Raw genomic sequence first — 20090 nt, forward strand, 5'->3', positions numbered from 1 at the left:
CCTCGTTGGCTGTTGATTTTTGTTGTTACGGACGCGGCTCAGATGTCTGAACCGAATGCCTGTTGCAGCGCAACTCCCGCGCCCATCAGGCCGGGATATTCGGCGGTGACCAGCCAGACTGGCAACCCCTTGAAATAATCGCTCATCACGCCCTTTTCGGCGAGCGCGCGCTTGAAGCCGCTGTTCATGAAGAAGTCGGTGAAACGCGGAACCACGCCGCCGGCGATGTAGACACCGCCCAGGCCGCCCACCGTCAGCACCTGATTGCCGACCACGCGGCCCAGAAACACACAGAACTGGTCCAGCACAGCCGCAGCCACCGGATCGCCTGCAAGCGCTGCTGTGGTGATGGCGGCCGGTGACTTGAGCTCAGGCTCGATGTCATCCAGCGCGCAACTGACCTGATACAGCAGCAACAGGCCTGCACCGCTGAGCACCACTTCCGCGCTGACATGCTCGTGCTCGGCCATCAGCCGCGTCCACAGCAGCGCTTCACGTGCCGTCCCGATCGGCAGGTCGACATGACCACCCTCGCCCGGCAACGCCAGCCAGCGCGTGTCACTTTCCTTGATCAGCGTGCCGACCCCCAGCCCGGTGCCCGGTCCGACCACGGCGCGTGGACGATCCGGCTTGCCGACACCATGACAGACCGTCAGGTACTCGTCGTCCTTGAGCCGGGTCATGCCCAGCGCCATGGCGGTGAAGTCATTGATCAGCAGCAGGTGGTCGACTTTCAGGTCTTCGCAGAACGCCTTGCGGCTCAGCTCCCAATGACTGTTGGTGAACTGGAACAGATCGCCATCCACGGGTCCGGCAACCGCCAGACAGACGTAGCCGATGTCGCCACGCTTGAGTTCGAGGTCCTGCAGGTAGACCTCGATGGCTTTTTCCGGACCGATGTAGTCGATGGTCGGGAATACGCGGACAGAATGCAGCGTGTCGTCTTCCCAGATGGCAAAACGAGCATTGGTACCGCCTATATCACCGACCAGGGCCAACTTCACTTAAGCGTCTCCAGACTAGAGGTAAAGGCGCAAGCGCCCTGCTCTGCGGAGCTGAAGGCCATGCGCATGAATCCAAACAGCTCCCGACCGCAGCCGACGCTGTTGTCGATCTGGCAGGTGGCGGGTTCTCTGGCGGCCAATTCTGACGCTTCGACCAGAACTTGCAACGTTCCTTTCACGCCATCGACGCGAATCACGTCACCCTCTTGCACAAGCGCAAGAGGACCGCCCACGAAAGCTTCCGGGCAAACGTGAATGGCCGCCGGGATCTTGCCCGAAGCGCCGGACATCCGTCCATCGGTTACAAGAGCGACCTTGAAGCCACGGTCCTGCAGCACGCCGAGGAACGGCGTCATCTTGTGCAATTCGGGCATGCCGTTGGAGCGCGGCCCCTGGAAGCGCATGACTGCAACGAAGTCACACTCCAGCTCACCGGCCTTGAAGGCGTCGGCCAGTTCCTGCTGATCCTGAAACACCTTGGCGGGTGCTTCGACGATCTGATGCTCAAGGGCCACGGCGGACACCTTCATCACACCACGGCCGAGGTTGCCCTCCATGACGCGCAGACCACCTTCCGCAGAAAACGGACGGGACACCGGACGCAGGATGTTCTCGTCCAGACTTTCCAGCGGCCCCTCGCGCCAGACCAGCTTGCCGTCTTCCAGAAACGGCTCCTTGGTGTAGCGGCTCAGGCCATAACCGGCCACGGTGTTGACGTTTTCGTGCAACAGGCCGGCCGCCAGCAGTTCGCGGATCAGGAACGACATGCCGCCCGCTGCCTGGAAGTGGTTGATGTCGGCCTTGCCGTTCGGATAGACGTGGCTGAGAGTCGGCACGACTTCCGACAGGTCGGCCATGTCCTGCCAGGTCAGTTTGATACCGGCTGCCATGGCGATGGCGGGCATGTGCAGGGTGTGGTTGGTCGAGCCGCCGGTGGCGTGCAGGGCCACAATGGAGTTGACCAGCGAGCGCTCGTCGACGATTTCGCCGATCGGCATGAAGCTGCCGCTCTGCTTGGTCAGGCGCGTGACCTGATGCGCAGCCTCGGTGGTCAGCGCGTCACGCAGCGGTGTGTACGGGTTGACGAACGAAGCGCCGGGCAAGTGCATGCCCATCACTTCCATCACCAGCTGGTTGGTATTGGCAGTGCCGTAGAATGTGCAGGTGCCGGGGCTGTGGTAGGACTTCATCTCCGAGTCCAGCAGCTCTTCGCGGGTCGCCTTGCCTTCGGCATAGCGCTGGCGAACGTCGGCTTTCTGCTTGTTGGAAATGCCGGACACCATCGGCCCGCCCGGCACGAAAATGGTCGGCAGATGACCGAAACGCAGTGCGCCCATCATCAGGCCCGGCACGATCTTGTCGCAGATGCCCAGCATCAGCGCGCCATCGAACATGTTGTGCGACAGCGCCACGGCCGTGGACATCGCGATCACTTCGCGGCTGGCAATCGCCAGTTCCATGCCAGGCTCGCCCTGGGTCACGCCATCGCACATCGCCGGCACACCACCGGCAAACTGACCGACCGAACCAATGTCACGTAAAGCCTGTTTGATCTGGTTAGGGAAGTGTTCGTAGGGCTGATGCGCGGAGAGCATTTCGTTGTAGGAGGAGACGATGGCGATGTTGGCGGCGTTCATCATCCGCAGGCTCTGCTTGTCTTCCGGACCGCACGCCGCGACACCGTGAGCAAAGTTGGCGCATTGGAGTTTGCCGCGCATCGGGCCTTCGCTGGCTGCGCCGCGAATCAATTGAAGATAGCGCTCGCGGGTATCACGACTGCGAGCGATCAGCCGCTCGGTTACCTCAAGAATGCGGGGATGCATGTGATGAACTCCAGGCTAACGTCTATGGTCACCCGTAAAGACGGTTCCGATGATCGGGTCCGAATGCTGTCGCGCAAAGGCCTGGTTTCGATCAACGGGGCATGCCTTTCAGGCTTGTAGTTGTAGATAAAACAAAATATTGCCACTAAAAAGGCTTGTTTTCTATTTCTATGAGAATAATCTTGTAATTCCAACAACAAATTTATGAAGGACGGCTGTATGACTCTTCGTATCGCAATCAACGGTTTTGGCCGCATCGGCCGCAACGTCCTACGCGCACTGTATACCCAAGGTTACCGACAGGACCTGCAGGTCGTCGCCATCAACGATCTGGGCGACAGCGAAATGAACGCGCACCTGCTGCGTTTCGACACTGTACACGGCCCGTTCAGCGGCACCGTGGAGTGTGACAAAGAGAGCCTGACGGTCAACGGCGACCGTATCGCCGTGAGCGCGATCCGCAACCCTGCGGAGCTGCCATGGAAGTCGCAAAACATCGATGTGGTATTCGAGTGCACCGGCCTGTTCACCAGCCGCGACAAAGCCTCCGCCCATCTCACTGCCGGTGCGCGCAAGGTCATCATCTCCGCTCCTGCCAGCGGCGCAGATGCGACCATCGTCTATGGCGTGAACCACGACACGCTGCGTCAGTCGCACCAGATCATCTCCAGCGCTTCCTGCACCACCAACTGCCTGGCGCCGGTTGCCCAGGTGCTGCACCGTGAACTGGGTATCGAAAACGGCCTGATGACCACCATTCATGCCTACACCAACGACCAGAACCTGATCGACGTCTACCACACCGACCCGTACCGCGCGCGCTCGGCCACGCAGTCGATGATCCCGAGCAAGACCGGCGCTGCCGAAGCGGTTGGCCTGGTGCTGCCGGAACTGGCGGGCAAGCTTACGGGTATGGCGGTGCGGGTTCCGGTGATCAACGTGTCGCTGGTCGATCTGACCGTCACCCTGAAACGCGAAACCACTGCTGAAGAAGTCAACGCGCTGATGAAAGAAGCCAGCCAGCACTCCAAGGTACTGGGTTACAACACCCTGCCGCTGGTCTCCCACGACTTCAACCACAACCCGCTGTCGTCGATCTTCGATGCCAACCACACCAAAGTGAGCGGCAAACTGCTCAAGGTGCTGTCCTGGTACGACAACGAATGGGCGTTCTCCAACCGCATGCTGGACAACTGTCTGGCGCTGCACAACGCCGAGTAATTCATCCTGCCTGATCGTGCCGATGCTTTGCGTCGGCACGCAGCTCTTGGCGCTCCGACAAGACCGCCAAGGCGCATACCTCGCTCGTCTTCCCGGGCAGTGACGCCCGTTTTCTGACTGCGCGATGCCTGTTTCTTGCCGCTGACGGCCGAACGCCAGGGCGTGCCTGCGTCGACAGCCGAATTGGCACACGCATGAAAAAGCGTCAGGTGCTGTTAAGCTGGCCGGGCTTTTCGAACCTGCCTGTAGAGACCATGACGTACAAACCACCCGGTTCCAGACTTTCACGCTTTCTGTTTGGCATTCTCGCGTATGCCAGCCTGGGCATTGGTATTGCCGCGATTTTCATTCCCGGCCTGCCGACCACCGAGTTCATTCTCCTGGCCGCCTGGGCTGCAACACGCAGTTCGCCGCGCCTGAACGCCTGGCTGGAGAACCACCGCGTGTTCGGGCCGATCCTTTACAACTGGCGCAACGGCCGACTGGTCACCCGGCGCGCCAAGATCAGCGCCACGGTCAGCATGCTGTTCTGCGCGGTGATGATGCTGAGCCTGCTGACTCATGTCTGGTGGCTGTATTTGGCAATCGCCGGGATGGCGCTGGGCAATCTGTGGATATGGTCGCGCCCCGAGCCGGTCAAGGCCGAGCGCCCGCCTTCGCGCTGAAGAGCGGTCCGATATCCGGCTGAACCGCCCTGATGCGAACAGTGTCCTACGTGGACACTCAATTTCAATGGGGCAATCTCCATGTTCGAGCCAGGCCATCTGCACATGACTCACGCGGCGTTCCAGCCATCGGAGGTCGCTTACGACGTTCATTTGCGTTACGAAGTGAGTCAGGATCCCAAGCAAGGAACCGGCATGCACTTCACGATGGAGGGCGAGATCGATGGCAAGAGCTTTTCCGAAGCGTTCGACCTGCCCCGCGACCTGGCTTTCAACTTCGCCCATGATGCCGGACGCATCGCCCTCAAGCATGGCCTGCCCCACAGCGATTCCCTGCCGATTGCCAAACATCCGGACTACGACCGCATGTTCGAAGACATCCGCGACAAGCTGGACGCCAAGTCCGGCGAGCCGGTGAAGCCTGAACATCTGGAGTAAGGCATCTACCGGACGCAGAGCGTCCTGAGCCGCGTTACCACGCAGAGCGCTCATCGTTATAAACAAGCCCGCCTCAACACTGATCGTGCCCATCGCTCCGCGTCACAAATGGCACAGATTGCGGGCTCAGTGAGCCGAGCGCATGACGTGGATAACGCTGGAGCTTGTCCACGCATCTGCGCCACATTCGAGGGCGGACGCGGAGCGTCCTGGGAGGCATTCCCACGCGGAGCGTAGGAACGATCAGCGTGATCTCAAGCACGCCGATCATGCCCATGCTTGTGCTCCGAGTTATACCCGAGTCTTGCTGCGAACACGGACGGTGGGAGGCGGCTTGCCGGCGATGCTTTTTCTGAAGCGACCTATCAGTGACTGAACGGACGCCATCGCCGGCAAGCCGCCTCCCACGGGGTATGCATTCAGTCAGTCACATTCGTTTTGCACCCCGTTTTGCGCGTCTTGCGAACTTGTGTATAACGATGAGCGCTCCGCGTGGGCACGCCGCCCGTGACGCTCTGCGTCACATTCTCGGGTCATCACGCTGAATTTCACCAAACGCCGCGCCACAGGGCATACTTGCCAGCCTCTCGTTTGCGAACCCGCTCTGCCTCATGCGTATCCATGTCAGTTTCATCGACCGTGTCGGTATCACCCAGGAAGTGCTGGCGATTCTGGGTGGGCGCAATCTGAATCTGGATGCCGTGGAAATGGTGCCGCCGAACGTCTATATCGACGCGCCGACCCTGAGCCATCAGATGTTGGAAGAACTCAAGGACGCTCTGTTCAGGGTGCGGGGTGTCGAGGCGATCACGGTGGTGGACATCCTGCCCGGTCAGCGTCGTCACCTGCAGCTTGATGCGCTGCTGGCCGCGATGACCGATCCGGTGCTGGCGCTGGACAGTGCCGGGCATGTGTTGCTGGCCAACCCGGCACTGATCGCGCTGATCGGCCGCGAACCCGCAGGCGAGCCCATTGGTGAACTGTTCGCCGACACTAGCCTGCACACTGCGTTGCTGGATAACGGCTTTCGTCTGCCGCTGCGCGAAATCACCCTCAACGGCGAAGCACTGCTGCTCGATGCCACACCGATCACCGAGGCGGGCGCGCTGATCACGCTGTACCTGCCCAGCCGGATCGGCGAACGCCTTTCAGCGCTGCACCACGACCACGCCGAAGGCTTCGATGCGCTGCTGGGCGAGTCACCGGCCATCCGCACCCTCAAGGCGCGTGCCCAGCGAATTGCCGCACTCGATGCGCCTCTACTGATTCAGGGCGAAACCGGCACCGGCAAGGAGCTGGTTGCCCGTGCCTGCCACGCCAGCAGCGCCCGGCATGGCGAGCCGTTTCTGGCCCTCAACTGTGCAGCGCTCCCAGAGAACCTCGCCGAAAGCGAACTGTTCGGCTACGCCCCTGGCGCCTTCACCGGTGCCCAGCGGGGCGGCAAGCCGGGCTTGATGGAGCTGGCCAACCAGGGCACGGTATTTCTCGACGAAATCGGCGAAATGTCACCCTACCTGCAGGCCAAACTGCTGCGTTTTCTCAACGACGGCAGCTTTCGGCGGGTGGGCGGCGACCGCGAGGTCAAGGTCAATGTGCGCATCCTCAGCGCCACCCATCGTGACCTGGAAAAGATGGTCAGCGAGGGCACCTTCCGCGAGGACCTGTTCTACCGCCTCAACGTCCTGAACCTGGAAGTGCCGCCCCTGCGCGAACGCGGCCAGGACATCCTGCTGCTGGCGCGCTACTTCATGGAGCAGGCCTGCGCGCAGATCCAGCGACCGGTCTGTCGTCTGGCACCCGGTACTTACCCTGCCCTTCTGGGCAATCGCTGGCCTGGCAATGTCCGGCAGCTGCAGAACGTGATTTTCCGCGCGGCAGCCATCAGTGAAAGCGCCGTGGTGGACATCGGCGATCTGGACATCGCGGGCACCGCTATTGCAGGCCAGAGCACGGTCGAAGTCGACAGCCTTGAGCACGCCGTGGAGTCTTTCGAAAAGGACCTGTTGGAAAGACTCTACGCCGACTATCCCTCCACTCGCCAACTGGCCACGCGTCTGCACACTTCGCACACCGCCATCGCCCACCGGCTGCGCAAGTACGGCATTCCCGGCAAATCCTGAAGGTAGCGTGCCTGCAGCGACAAACGGCCAATCTGAAGCAAACCATTGGTAGCTATTTAGTGGCAAACCACTGATAGTCAAGGTGTGACTGGCAACACTTTCTGGAGTGGCCGGTCGCTAGACCGATGGTCGCAGACGGTATAGCCTCGTCCTCAGGAAGGTTCACGAAGTCACGGGAGCAATGATGCAAACCCCGCAAGTAGAACCCGAGTCTCGCGACGAAAGGATCACGGAATCACGTCGTCAGAAATCCCTGCTCAAGACAGGCGCGCTGCAGGACGCGATTTTCAACAGCGCCTACTTTTCAAGCATCGCCACCGATGAGCACGGCGTCATCCAGATTTTCAACGTCGGCGCCGAGCGCATGCTCGGCTATCAGTCCGAAGATGTGGTCGACAAGATCACCCCGGCCGACATCTCCGACCCTACCGAGCTGATCGCCCGTGCGGCGGCCCTCAGCTACGAACTCAACACACCCATCACGCCAGGCTTCGAAGCACTGGTGTTCAAAGCGTCTCGCGGGATCGAAGACATTTACGAACTGACCTACATCCGCAAGGACGGCAGTCGTCTGTCGGCCATGGTCTCGGTCACGTCGTTGCGCGACAGCAACGAAACCATCATCGGTTACCTGCTGATCGGCACCGACAACACGGCGCGCAAGCAGGAAGAAGAAACCCAGGCCCTGCTCGACCAGCGGCTTCGCGATCAGCACTTCTACACCCGGTCGCTGATCGAGTCGAACACCGATGCACTGATGATGACCGACCCACAGGGCATCATTTCCGACGTCAACAAGCAGATGATGGCGCTGACCGGAAGAACCCGTGACGAACTGATCGGCGCGCCATGCAAGAACTTCTTTACCGACCCGGCCAGCGCCGAAGCCGCCATCAAGCGCGTGCTCAGCGAACACACCGTCAGCGATTACGAACTTACCGTGCGTGCCTACGACGGCACCGAAACCGTGGTGTCCTACAACGCCGCGACCTTCCATGACCGTGACCGCAAGCTCAAGGGTGTGTTTGCCGCCGCCCGCGATGTCACCGAGCGCAAGCGCTTCGAACGCACCCTGGAAGAGAAGAACGTCGAGCTGGAACATGCCAGCCACATGAAGTCCGAATTCCTCGCCACCATGTCCCACGAGCTGCGCACGCCACTCAATGCCGTCATCGGTTTTTCCGAGGCACTGCGCGACGGCATGGTCGGTGACATGACCGATACGCAGCGCAAGTACATCGGCGACATCTTCAACAGCGGCCAGCACCTGTTGTCGCTGATCAACGACATTCTCGATCTGTCCAAGGTCGAGGCCGGCATGATGGAGCTGGAGCTGGAGCCGGTCGAACTGAGCGAGCTGCTGAGCAATAGCCTGCTGATCGTTCGTGAGCAGGCTGCATTGCAGAGCATTCAGCTCAAACTGGAATCGGAAGCCGATTTCGGCCTGATGGAACTGGACCGGCGCAAGACCAAACAGATCGTCTACAACCTGCTGGCCAACGCAGTGAAGTTCAGCTCGCCCGGCGGCTGGGTCACGCTGGCTGTACGGCAAGTGCCCCGTGCACTGGCTGGCACGATCAAGGGCGACTGGCCAACCCATGGCTTCGAGTTGCCCGCCGGCGAGCATGATCAGTTCCTGGAACTGAGCGTCAGCGACACCGGGATCGGCATTGCACAAAGCGACATGAGCAAACTGTTCAAGGCCTTCAGCCAGATCGATAGCAGCCTGTCACGCAAATTCGAAGGCACCGGGCTGGGCCTGGCAATGGTCAAACAGCTGGCCGAGTTGCACGGCGGCAGCGTCGCGGTCGCCAGCGTCAAGGACCTGGGCGCACGTTTCGTGGTCTGGCTGCCGATTCGCGCTCACACACCTGTGGAGGCGCCATGGCCCAAATCCTGATCATCGAAGACAACGCAGCCAACATGCGCCTTGCCGAATTGCTGTTGACCAGCGCCGGGCATGGTGTGACAGCAGCAACAGATGCCGAGACTGGCCTAAGACTGGCGCAGGAGTGTCAGCCGCAGCTGATCCTGATGGACATTCATTTGCCCGGAATGGACGGCCTGCAGGCCACCTCATTGCTCAAGAGCGATGCCAGGACCGCGACCATCCCGGTCATTGCCCTGACCGCCATGGCCATGAAAGAAGACGAAGAAAAAATCCGTCTCGCCGGCTGTGATGCCTACATCACCAAGCCGCTGAGTTACAAGGAACTGTATCGGGTCATCGAGACCTTGCTGGCAAAGAATCCGCCCGAACGGCCAACCACCTGAGTGCTCGTCATGCCCGAAACCAACGCAACGATATTGATCGTCGATGACGACGTCCATGTACGCGATCTGCTCGAAGTGCTCCTGCAGAATCAGCAGTATCGGACGCAGACGGCGGAATCTGGCGAACAGGCGCTGGAGATGGTCGAGAAGCATGCGCCTGACCTGATCCTGCTGGACATCATGATGCCGGGCATGGACGGCTACGAAGTGGCCAGTCGGCTCAAGTCCGGGAAGACCACGTCCAATATCCCGATCATCATGCTGTCGGCACTCGACGAGCGCAGCGCACGCATTTCCGGGCTGGAAGCGGGCGCCGAGGAATACCTCAACAAACCGGTGGACAGTGCCGAGCTGTGGCTGCGGGTACGCAACCTGCTGCGGCTCAAATCGTTCGGCGACTACATGAAAGACCACAATCTGATCCTCGAGGATCAGCTGCAGCAACGGACCATTGACCTGGAGCGCTTTCGCTCGGTGATGGACGCCTCGGACGATGCGATTTTCCTCATCAACCGCAACACCATGAGCCTGATCGAATTCAACCGGCGGGCCTGCCAGTTGCTGGGGTACACCGCAGACGAGTTACAGCGCAAAACGCCTGCGGAACTGGGCGACAGCTCCATGGAACAGCTGGAAGTGGTCTACGACCAGATCATTGCCGGCAATGGCCCGAGCGAACCACTGGAAACCATGATCCGCGACAAGAGCGGTCGGGATGTGTCAGTGGAAATCCATCGCCAGGCCTATCAGGCGGGCAACGACTGGATCATCGTCGGCATCGTGCACGACATCACCCGGCGCAAGGAATCCGACCAGCGTCTGCTGAAAATGGCTCACTACGACAGCCTGACCGGCCTGCCCAACCGCGACCTGTTTTACACCAGCCTGCAGATGGGTCTGACCCAGGCCGCCGTCAGTCGCTGGAAGCTGGCGGTGATGACCGTCAACCTGGACGGCTTCAAGAACATCAACGAAACCTGGGGCCACGTGCTCGGTGATCAGACCCTGCTCGAAGTCAGCAAACGTCTGGCGCGGTGCCTGAATGCCAGTGACACGCTCGGCCGGGTGGACGGCGACGAGTTCGCGCTGATTCTGATGATCCGCGAAGGTCAGGCCGATACTCACCAGATACTGGAGCGCATCCGCACCACCTTGCGCACACCCTTCCAGATCGAAGACCAGCGGGTGGTCATGACCGCCAGTATCGGCGTCGCGCTGTTCCCCGAGGACGGCGAGGACGCCCGTGAACTGGTGCGCCACGCTTACACGGCCATGAACAACGCCAAGAAGAAAGGGGTGGATGGCTATCGGTTCTACACCGCCCAGATGAACACCGAAGTCTCGGAGCGTCTGGACCTTGAAAACGCACTGCGCGAGGCCGTCCAGCAACGCGCTTTCGAAATCGCCTACCAGCCGAAGGTCAGCCTGGAAGACGGCAGCATCTGCGGACTTGAAGCCCTGCTGCGCTGGCCGCGCCCGGATCAACCCAGGATATCGCCCGCTGTGTTTGTCCCGGTGCTGGAAAGCCTGGCCCTGATCAGCGAGGTCGGCAGTTGGATGATCGACAGCGTCTGCGCCCAGATTGCCCTGTGGCAACGTTCAGGACTGGGCTCGTTTCAGGTGGCGGTCAACGTCTCAGGTCAGCAGATCGAGGGCAGCGGCCTGATTGCCGACATCGGTAAGGCCCTTGAACGGCATAAGGTCGATCCAAAGTGGCTGGAGGTCGAGCTGACGGAAAGTTCGCTGATGGAGAATACCTCGCACACCATCACGACCTTGCAAACCCTCAAGAACATGGGCGTAAGAATTTCCATCGATGACTTCGGCACAGGCTACTCGAGCCTGGCTTACCTGCGCCGGTTCCCCATCGACAAGCTGAAAATCGATATTGCCTTCATCCGTGAAGTGACCAGCAACCCGCAGGACGCCGCCATTGCCCGGGCCATCATCGAGTTGGCGCACAGTCTGGACCTGAAGGTTATTGCAGAAGGTGTTGAAACGCCCGAGCAACGAGCCTTCCTGACCGAGAACCACTGCGATCAGATTCAAGGCTATCTGGTCAGCAAACCGTTGCCACTGGACGAACTCGAACTCTATTTGCGGTCGAGTCAGGGTGTCCCTGCATAACGGAAAATCGACTGTTGCAGAGGACAACCGTCATGCAGGCATCTTTCGTAATGAAATCATTCCATTGTAATGATTTCATTCCAGAATGGGCTGACCCTGTGCTATCAGGGCCTTGATCGGCAGGGATTTTTCTGGAACACAGTGACTGTAGCGATTTCGCTACACCTGCTGATTTCAAAGACGATCATAAAACGCCTAAACCATTGATTCAAAAAGACAAATACAAAGTGGCAACGATATTGCTTTGCTTCAGGGATAACGTCGCGCCCAGCGCGAGAATCTGTCCCTAGGAGTTTTTATGAGCGAGTTGCGCTTCACTGTCGATCACGAATGGCTGCGCGCCGAAGACGATGGCAGTGTCACGGTCGGTATCACACCCTATGCACAGGAATCGCTAGGGGATGTGGTATTCGTACAGCTCCCGGAACTGCAGGCCTACACTCAACACGCCGAAGTGTCGGTCGTGGAGTCGGTAAAAGCCGCAAGCAGCATCAACATGCCGCTGGACGGTGAAGTGGTCGATGTCAATTCGGCCCTCGACGCCACACCTGAACTGGTCAACGAAGACGCCCTCGGCGCCGGCTGGTTCTTCCGCTTCATTCCGCAAGACGCCAACGCCATCCACGGCCTGCTGAATCAGGACGCCTACGACCGCCTGATCAAAGCCAACGCCGAAGCCTGAGGAGCGAGCCATGACTGACCGCATTCAACTGAGCACCGCCAACGAATTCATCGCTCGCCACATAGGCCCGCGCGCCGACGACGAGCAAGCCATGCTGCAAACCCTGGGTTTCGATTCCATCGAAGCGCTGAGCGAAAGCGTGATCCCCGAGAGCATCAAGGGCACCAGCGTCCTTAACCTGCCAGCCGGGCAAAGCGAAGCCGACGCACTGGCCTCAATCAAGGCCATCGCCAGCAAGAACCAGCTGTTCAAGACCTACATCGGTCAGGGTTACTACAACACCCACACGCCCGCGCCAATCCTGCGCAACCTGCTGGAAAACCCGGCGTGGTACACCGCCTACACGCCGTATCAGCCGGAAATCTCCCAGGGTCGTCTGGAGTCGCTGCTCAATTTCCAGACCCTGATCAGCGACCTCACCGGCCTGCCAATTGCCAACGCCTCGCTGCTGGACGAAGCCACCGCTGCTGCCGAAGCCATGACCTTCTGCAAACGCCTGAGCAAGAACAAGGGCAGCCAGCAATTCTTCGCTTCCAGCCATTGCCATCCGCAGACCCTCGACGTGCTGCGCACCCGTGCAGAGCCGCTGGGCATCACTGTTGTCGTGGCGGATGAAGCGGAACTGGGTGACGTGAGCGACTATTTCGGCGCTCTGCTGCAATACCCGGCCAGCAATGGTGACGTGTTCGACTACCGTGAGCTGGTCGAGCGCTTCCACGCCGCCAATGCGCTGGTCGCCGTCGCCGCTGACCTGCTGGCCCTGACCTTGCTGACGCCTCCGGGCGAGTTCGGCGCAGACGTGGCCATCGGTACCGCCCAACGCTTCGGCGTGCCGCTGGGCTTCGGCGGTCCGCATGCCGCCTACTTTTCGACCCGCGATGCCTTCAAGCGTGACATGCCGGGCCGTCTGGTCGGCGTGTCGGTGGACCGTCATGGCAAGCAGGCCCTGCGTCTGGCCATGCAGACCCGCGAGCAACATATCCGCCGCGAGAAAGCCACCAGCAACATCTGCACTGCGCAAGTGCTGCTGGCCAATATCGCCAGCATGTACGCCGTTTACCACGGACCGCGCGGCCTGACGCAGATCGCCAACCGTGTGCATCACCTGACCGCAATTTTCGCCAACGGCCTGAAACAGCTGGGCTACACGATCGAGCAGGAATACTTTTTCGACAGCCTGACGGTGCAGACCGGTAGCAAAACCGCTGCCCTGCACACTGCGGCCCGTTCCCAGCACATCAATCTGCGCGAAATCACCGATTCACACCTGGGTCTGTCGTTCGACGAAACCACCTCGCCATCCGCCGTTGAAACGCTGTGGTCGATTTTCGCAACTGACGGCCAGAGCGTGCCGGACTTCGCCGAGCTGTCGGCCAATGTCCAGCCGCGCCTGCCTGCTGCGCTGACACGTCAATCGGCGATCCTCAGCCACCCGGTGTTCAACCGTTATCACTCGGAAACCGAGCTGATGCGCTACTTGCGCAAACTGGCCGACAAGGACCTGGCGCTGGACCGCACCATGATCCCGCTGGGCTCGTGCACCATGAAACTCAACGCCGCCAGCGAAATGATCCCGGTCACCTGGGCCGAGTTCGGCAACCTGCACCCGTTCGCACCTGCCGAACAGAGCGCGGGGTATCAGCAACTGACCGACGAACTGGAAGCCATGCTCTGCGCGGCGACCGGCTACGACGCCATTTCGCTGCAGCCCAATGCCGGTTCGCAGGGCGAATACGCCGGGCTGCTGGCGATTCGCGCCTATCACCAGAGCCGCGGCGATGAACACCGCGACATCTGCCTGATCCCGTCCTCGGCTCACGGCACCAACCCTGCCACCGCCAACATGGCAGGCATGCGCGTGGTGGTGACGGCTTGCGATGCACGCGGCAACGTGGACATCGAAGACCTGCGCGCCAAAGCCCTGCAACACCGCGACCAGTTGGCCGCGCTGATGATCACCTACCCGTCCACCCACGGCGTGTTCGAGGAAGGCATTCGCGAAATCTGCAGCATCGTTCATGACAATGGCGGCCAGGTGTATATCGACGGCGCCAACATGAACGCCATGGTCGGCCTCTGCGCTCCGGGCAAGTTCGGCGGTGACGTCTCGCACCTGAACCTGCACAAGACCTTCTGCATCCCGCACGGCGGCGGCGGTCCTGGCGTCGGCCCGATCGGCGTGAAATCCCACCTCGCGCCTTTCATGCCGGGCCACGCTCGCATGGAACGCAAGGAAGGCGCGGTCTGCGCAGCGCCGTTCGGCAGCGCCAGCATCCTGCCGATCACCTGGATGTACATCCGCATGATGGGCGGCGAAGGCCTCAAGCGCGCCTCGCAACTGGCGATCCTCAACGCCAACTACATTTCCCGCCGTCTGGAAGATCATTACCCGGTGCTTTACACCGGCAGCAACGGTCTGGTCGCGCACGAGTGCATCCTGGACCTGCGTCCTATCAAGGACAGCAGCGGCATCAGCGTCGATGACGTCGCCAAGCGCCTGATCGACTTCGGCTTCCACGCGCCGACCATGTCGTTCCCGGTGGCCGGCACGTTGATGATCGAGCCGACCGAAAGCGAATCCCGCGAAGAGCTGGACCGCTTCTGCGACGCCATGATCAAGATCCGCGAAGAAATCCGCGCAGTGGAAAACGGCACGCTGGACAAGGACGATAACCCGCTGAAGAACGCCCCGCACACCGCCGCCGAAATCGTCGGTCAGTGGACGCATCCCTACAGCCGCGAACAGGCGGTGTACCCGGTTGCCTCGCTGATCGAGAACAAGTACTGGCCACCGGTCGGCCGCGTGGACAACGTGTTCGGTGACCGCAATCTGGTCTGCGCCTGCCCGTCCATCGAGAGTTATCAGGAAGCCTGATCACTCATGCCCACACACTGCCCGCACTGACGGGCAGTGTTGTCCCGCACGGCCCGTTCTACAAGGAATCGAACATGTCCACAGAATCCCTGCTGACTACTCCGCTGCACGCTTTGCACCGAGAACTGGGCGCAAAGATGGTGCCGTTCGCCGGTTACGACATGCCTGTGCAATACCCGGCAGGCGTCATGAAGGAACACTTGCACACCCGCGCTCAGGCCGGTCTGTTCGATGTATCGCACATGGGACAGATTCGCCTAACAGGTGCCGATGCCGCCAAGGCGCTGGAAACCCTCGTCCCCGTGGACATCGTCGACCTGCCGGTCGGCATGCAGCGCTACGCAATGTTCACCAACGAAACCGGTGGCATTCTTGATGACCTGATGGTCGCCAACCTGGGCAACGAACAGCTGATGCTGGTGGTCAACGCCGCCTGCAAGGATCAGGACCTCGCTCATCTGTGCAAACATCTGGCCGGTCACTGCAAGATCGAACCCCTGTTCGAGGAACGCGCCCTGCTCGCCCTGCAAGGCCCTGCGGCGGTGACGGTATTGGCACGACTGGCCCCTGAAGTGGCGACCATGACCTTCATGCAGTTCGCCACCGTCAAGTTGATGGGTGTGACGTGCTACGTCAGTCGCTCGGGTTATACCGGCGAAGACGGTTATGAAATCTCGGTGCCTTCCGACAAGGCTGAAGCCTTGGCCCGCCGCCTTCTGGAAGAACCCGAGGTTGCCCCCATCGGCCTCGGCGCGCGCGACTCGCTGCGTCTGGAAGCCGGTCTGTGCCTCTACGGGCACGACATGAACACCGACACATCACCCATTGAGGCCAGTCTGCTGTGGGCCATTTCCAAGGTCCGCCGTGCTGACGGCCCACGCGCTGGTGGTTTCCCGGGCGCCGAGCAGATTTTCGCCCAACAGCAGGCCGGGGTAGACAAAAAACGTGTCGGCCTGGTGCCACAGGAACGCACGCCGGTGCGCGAAGGCACACACATTGTCGATGCAGAGGACACCGTGATCGGTACAGTCTGCAGTGGTGGTTTCGGCCCAAGCCTGGGCGGTCCGTTGGCCATGGCCTATCTCGACAGCCGATACACCGCCCTGGACACCCCTGTTTGGGCGATGGTGCGCGGCAAGAAGATTCCGATGCTCGTCGCAAAAATGCCTTTTGTTGCACAGCGTTACTTCCGCGGCTAAATGCAGGCGTCAAAAGACAGCCACTATAAAAAGTGTATCAGGCACTGTTTACGCACCCTCTTTCGGGGGTGCGCACGACTGTCTGGATGGCTCGGAAATGCACCGACGAAGTGCAGAAAAACGCTGCAAAACATTTACTGCACTGATTCAGGGAAACAGTGCCCTGCAGGCTTCAACCCCCTGCAAACAGGGTGTCAAGCGGGGGCTTGTTTTTGTAACGAGACTTGGCGTAGAGTTTCTGAACTGTGTTTGCATAGGTCGCTGAATCGGGACCTGGGCAGTAGCTTTAGGTTTGCTACACCCGCTCTACGCTTCTTACTTCCTGCAACCAGCCCCAGTACTCTTTCATCTGAAAGGGACTGTCATCAATTCAAGCGTCAAGGAAATAAGAAAATGGCTGAACGTCAGAGCGGTACCGTCAAGTGGTTCAACGACGAGAAGGGTTTTGGTTTTATCACTCCAGAAAGCGGTGCGGATCTGTTCGTGCATTTCCGCGCTATTCAGGGTAACGGCTTCAAGAGCCTGAAAGAAGGCCAGAAAGTCACCTTCATCGCAGTGCAAGGCCAAAAAGGCATGCAGGCTGACGAAGTCCAAGCCGAAGGCTAAGCGAAACCCGAAAGCCTCTGGCAGCAATGTCAGAGGCTTTTTTGCAGGTCAAGTCGCGACAATCATCGTGATCGAGAGCCGCCAGATGCCCCGACACGTACTCCGGCCACAGGGCGATTTCCCGCCTGCAAGCCTCCCCCGCCGTCTGGCTGCCATCAGCTACGACGCACTGCTCATCCTCGCACTGCAACTTATTACAACATTCCTCTACAAGCTGTCGCAGATGGCCTTTATCGGCGAAGCACGCCTGCGCGAACTGTCCGAGTCTGGCGCACTGGATGGCGATCCGCTACTTTCGTCACTTCTGCTGGTGGTAACGTTCGCCTTTTTCGCGAAGTTCTGGACGTACGCGGGTCAGACCCTCGGCATGCAGGTGTGGGGCATACGCGTACAGAACGCTGACGGCACAGCCATTTCCCTGATGCAGGCGTTGCTGCGCTTTTTCAGCGCGATTGTGTCCTGGCTGTGCGTCGGGCTCGGTTTCATCTGGAGCCTGTATGACAAACAGCGTCTGACCTGGCATGACCGCTTCTCCGGCACCCGGCTGGTGCGAATCCCCAGACGCACGTAAAAACAGTCGCCCACAAAAAAGCCGACATCGCGTCGGCTTTTTCGATGCAGCGGCTCGTCAACCGGCGCGGCGCAGCAACCACAGACCGGCGATGGCACAGGCCGTTGCCGGAACCAGCACCGCCAGGAATGGCGGGAAGCCGAACACCAGACTGGACGGCCCCAGCAGGTCCTGCACGATGCGGAACGTGAAGCCCACCAGCACACCCGTGAACACACGCTGACCGAGCGTGACCGAACGCAGCGGACCGAAGATGAACGAGATCGCCATCAGCACCAGCGCCACGGTCACGAACGGCTGCAAGACCTTGGTCCAGAACGCCAGCCAGTAACGGCCGTTGCTCAGGCCCTGATCAGCCAGATAGTGCGAATAGCTCCACAGACCGGTGATCGACAACGACTCCGGCGGCATGACCACGGTGCTCAGCAACTGCGGGCTCAGGGAAACGTCCCAGCGCTCGATCGGCGTATTGACGACCTCGGTCTTGCCTTCACGGAAGTACGTGGTAGCGACGTCGCTCAGCTCCCAGTAGTCCGTCTTGAAATTAGCCTGACGGGCGAAGCTCGCGGTCAGCATGTGACGCTGGTCGTCGAAACGGTAGCGCGTCACACCGTACATCAACCCATTGGGCTGGACCGTGTTGATGTGGATGAACTCGTCACCCTGACGATGCCACAGGCCGTGCTTGGCGCTCTGTGAATCGCCGGTGCCCTGCGCCAGCGAGCGATTGGCCTGAGCCTGATTCTCGGCGTAAGGCGCAACGTATTCGCCCACCAGTACACCGGCCACCATCAGGAACAACATGGGTTTCATGACGGCCCAGACGATGCGGCCGATGGAAACACCTGCCGCCCGCATGATGGTCAGCTCGCTGCTGCTGGCCAGACTGCCCAGACCAATCAGACAGCCGATCAGTGCTGCCATCGGCAGCATGTCGTAGACACGTCGTGGCGCGGTCAGCAACACGAAGCTGCTGGCATCCATCAGCGTATAGCTGTCCGAGATATCGCCCATTTCGTCGATGAACGCGAACAGCGAAGCGAGTCCCAGAATGATCCCCAGTACCGCGAGGATCGCCATGAAAACGCTTTTACCGATGTACCGATCGAGCTTAACCACGAGCCACCTCCGCAACGCTACGGCGACTCGCCATCTTCAGCCTCATCGGCTCCCAATAGAACAACCCCAGACCGATCAGCAGGAACAGACCGTGGACCCACCACATGCCAAGCGCCAGCGGCAGCTTGCCCTTCTCCAGCGCACCGCGGACTGCGATGAGGATGGTCAGGTACGACATGTAAAGCAGAATGGCGGGCAACAATTTCAGATAACGGCCCTGACGCGGGTTCACCCGAGCCAGCGGCACAGCCATCAGGGTCACGATGAAGACCAGAATCGGCAGAGAGATGCGCCACTGCAGCTCGGCGACATATCGTGGCGTGTCATTGCCGAAAAGTTCGCCGCTGGGAATCGCTTCACGATCACTGACATCGTTACTGATATCCGGCTTGGGCAGCTGTGCGCCGTAAGTGTCGTACTTGATGGCACGATAATCGGCCTGGCCCGGATTACCGTCGTAACGGTAGCCGTTTTCCAGAATCAGGAAGCGACTGCCGTCGGGCCGTACTTCCTGACGTCCCTTCTCGGCCACCAGAACCGTAATGCCACGGTCTTTGCTCTTGTCCGTGGACATCCGTTTTTCGGAGATGAAGACCCCGCTCAGCGTGGTGCGGTCTTCCGTCATTTCCTGGGTGTAGGTGATACGCGTACCGTCACGCAGCGCCTGAAAACGGCCCGGCACCAGCGTATCGAACTCGGTCATGGCGTCCTGCTTGTTGATGAGCAGCGAGAACTGCGTAGCCCCCTGGGGTGCAAGGCTGAAACTCAGCCAGGCCACCAGAAGTGCCACCAGCGCAGCCGGGGCCATGGTGATAGCCAGCAGACGCTGCTGACTCATGCCGGTGGCGGCAAGCACCGTCATCTCGCTTTCCAGATACAGACGACCATAGGCCAGCAGGATGCCGAGAAACAGCCCCAGAGGCAGAATCAGCTGCAGGAACCCTGGCAGGCGGAAGCCCATGATCATGAACAGCACACTCGGATCCAGTGCGCCAGAGGCGGCCTGGGCCAGGTATTTGATGAAGCGTCCGCTCATGATGATGACCAACAGCACAGCACTGACTGCGCTCAGGGTAACCAACACTTCTCGGGACAGATAACGAAAGACAATCAAACCAGACACTCCAGAGTTGTCAGGCTCAGGCAGCCAAACAAGGAAAATTGTGAGCCACGGCAACCGGATATTCACGCCCGCATAAACACGGGCCACCCAAAAATATGCGGCATTATCCTGTGAATGTACGTTTCTGTCACTGCGCACTCGGGATAGTTCGTACAGACACAGTCGACAAGCAGCCTTACGGGGTTGTCAGCAGTCATGCGCCGGGGTCAAACTGCGAGACTTGTCGCAGGCATTGTCCTTGAA

General features: G+C 60.1%; 16 protein-coding genes. 12 read left to right on the top strand and 4 right to left on the bottom strand.

Annotated elements, in window-relative coordinates:
- Positions 1–38 precede the first annotated feature (38 nt).
- Positions 39–1004, bottom strand: a complete 966-nt coding sequence (locus tag CFBP1590_RS21120) for a glucokinase (RefSeq protein WP_004878557.1) — start codon at positions 1002–1004, stop codon at positions 39–41.
- A complete protein-coding gene (edd, locus tag CFBP1590_RS21125; protein ID WP_043303120.1) occupies positions 1001–2827 on the bottom strand; it encodes a phosphogluconate dehydratase in 1827 nt (608 codons plus the stop codon). The genes CFBP1590_RS21120 and edd overlap by 4 nt, the downstream gene beginning before the upstream one ends.
- A 219-nt stretch (positions 2828–3046) precedes the next feature.
- Here edd and gap point away from each other — a divergent pair, with 219 nt between their 5' ends.
- The 12 genes from gap (at position 3047) to CFBP1590_RS21185 (ending at position 17605) form a co-directional block, all read left to right on the top strand.
- On the top strand, positions 3047–4048 hold the full coding sequence (gene gap, locus CFBP1590_RS21130; protein ID WP_043303119.1) for a type I glyceraldehyde-3-phosphate dehydrogenase: 1002 nt from the start codon (positions 3047–3049) through the stop codon (positions 4046–4048).
- A gap of 194 nt (positions 4049–4242) precedes the next feature.
- Positions 4243–4713 carry a YbaN family protein gene (locus tag CFBP1590_RS21135; RefSeq protein ID WP_057409671.1) on the top strand — a complete coding sequence of 157 codons (471 nt, stop codon included), beginning with the start codon at positions 4243–4245 and terminating at the stop codon, positions 4711–4713.
- Between the two features lie 81 nt (positions 4714–4794).
- Positions 4795–5151 carry a DUF5064 family protein gene (locus tag CFBP1590_RS21140; RefSeq protein ID WP_029241961.1) on the top strand — a complete coding sequence of 119 codons (357 nt, stop codon included), beginning with the start codon at positions 4795–4797 and terminating at the stop codon, positions 5149–5151.
- A gap of 611 nt (positions 5152–5762) precedes the next feature.
- Positions 5763–7271, top strand: a complete 1509-nt coding sequence (gene gcsR, locus CFBP1590_RS21145) for a transcriptional regulator GcsR (RefSeq protein ID WP_088235856.1) — start codon at positions 5763–5765, stop codon at positions 7269–7271.
- Positions 7272–7452: 181 nt separating this feature from the next.
- On the top strand, positions 7453–9171 hold the full coding sequence (locus CFBP1590_RS21150; protein WP_088235857.1) for a PAS domain-containing sensor histidine kinase: 1719 nt from the start codon (positions 7453–7455) through the stop codon (positions 9169–9171).
- A complete protein-coding gene (locus tag CFBP1590_RS21155) occupies positions 9156–9545 on the top strand; it encodes a response regulator (RefSeq protein WP_004888002.1) in 390 nt (129 codons plus the stop codon). Before CFBP1590_RS21150 ends, CFBP1590_RS21155 begins: the two co-directional genes overlap by 16 nt.
- Positions 9546–9554: 9 nt before the next feature.
- The gene (locus tag CFBP1590_RS21160; RefSeq protein WP_069143734.1) at positions 9555–11672 is read left to right on the top strand and encodes an EAL domain-containing response regulator; all 2118 of its coding nucleotides are present in this window, start codon (positions 9555–9557) and stop codon (positions 11670–11672) included.
- A 298-nt stretch (positions 11673–11970) separates the two neighbouring features.
- Positions 11971–12354 carry a glycine cleavage system protein GcvH gene (gene gcvH / locus CFBP1590_RS21165; RefSeq protein WP_004887998.1) on the top strand — a complete coding sequence of 128 codons (384 nt, stop codon included), beginning with the start codon at positions 11971–11973 and terminating at the stop codon, positions 12352–12354.
- A gap of 10 nt (positions 12355–12364) precedes the next feature.
- Positions 12365–15229 (top strand): aminomethyl-transferring glycine dehydrogenase, encoded by a 2865-nt coding sequence (gene gcvP, locus CFBP1590_RS21170; protein ID WP_088235858.1) that lies wholly within the window; start codon positions 12365–12367, stop codon positions 15227–15229.
- A gap of 74 nt (positions 15230–15303) precedes the next feature.
- Positions 15304–16428, top strand: coding sequence for a glycine cleavage system aminomethyltransferase GcvT (gene gcvT, locus CFBP1590_RS21175; protein WP_088235859.1), 1125 nt, complete (start codon positions 15304–15306; stop codon positions 16426–16428).
- Positions 16429–16821: 393 nt separating this feature from the next.
- On the top strand, positions 16822–17034 hold the full coding sequence (locus CFBP1590_RS21180; RefSeq protein ID WP_004887993.1) for a cold-shock protein: 213 nt from the start codon (positions 16822–16824) through the stop codon (positions 17032–17034).
- A gap of 85 nt (positions 17035–17119) precedes the next feature.
- A complete protein-coding gene (locus CFBP1590_RS21185) occupies positions 17120–17605 on the top strand; it encodes an RDD family protein (RefSeq protein ID WP_004887992.1) in 486 nt (161 codons plus the stop codon).
- Between the two features lie 57 nt (positions 17606–17662).
- Here the strand turns inward: CFBP1590_RS21185 and lptG are convergent, their stop codons facing one another.
- Both lptG and lptF read right to left on the bottom strand, forming a co-directional pair.
- Entirely contained in the window at positions 17663–18724 is a 1062-nt protein-coding gene (gene lptG, locus CFBP1590_RS21190; protein WP_058432817.1) for an LPS export ABC transporter permease LptG, read from the bottom strand.
- Positions 18717–19838 (bottom strand): LPS export ABC transporter permease LptF, encoded by a 1122-nt coding sequence (lptF, locus tag CFBP1590_RS21195; RefSeq protein WP_029241862.1) that lies wholly within the window; start codon positions 19836–19838, stop codon positions 18717–18719. Before lptF ends, lptG begins: the two co-directional genes overlap by 8 nt.
- Positions 19839–20090: the final 252 nt, after the last annotated feature.

The sequence above is a fragment of the Pseudomonas viridiflava genome, assembly GCF_900184295.1.
Classification (GTDB): domain Bacteria; phylum Pseudomonadota; class Gammaproteobacteria; order Pseudomonadales; family Pseudomonadaceae; genus Aquipseudomonas; species Aquipseudomonas viridiflava.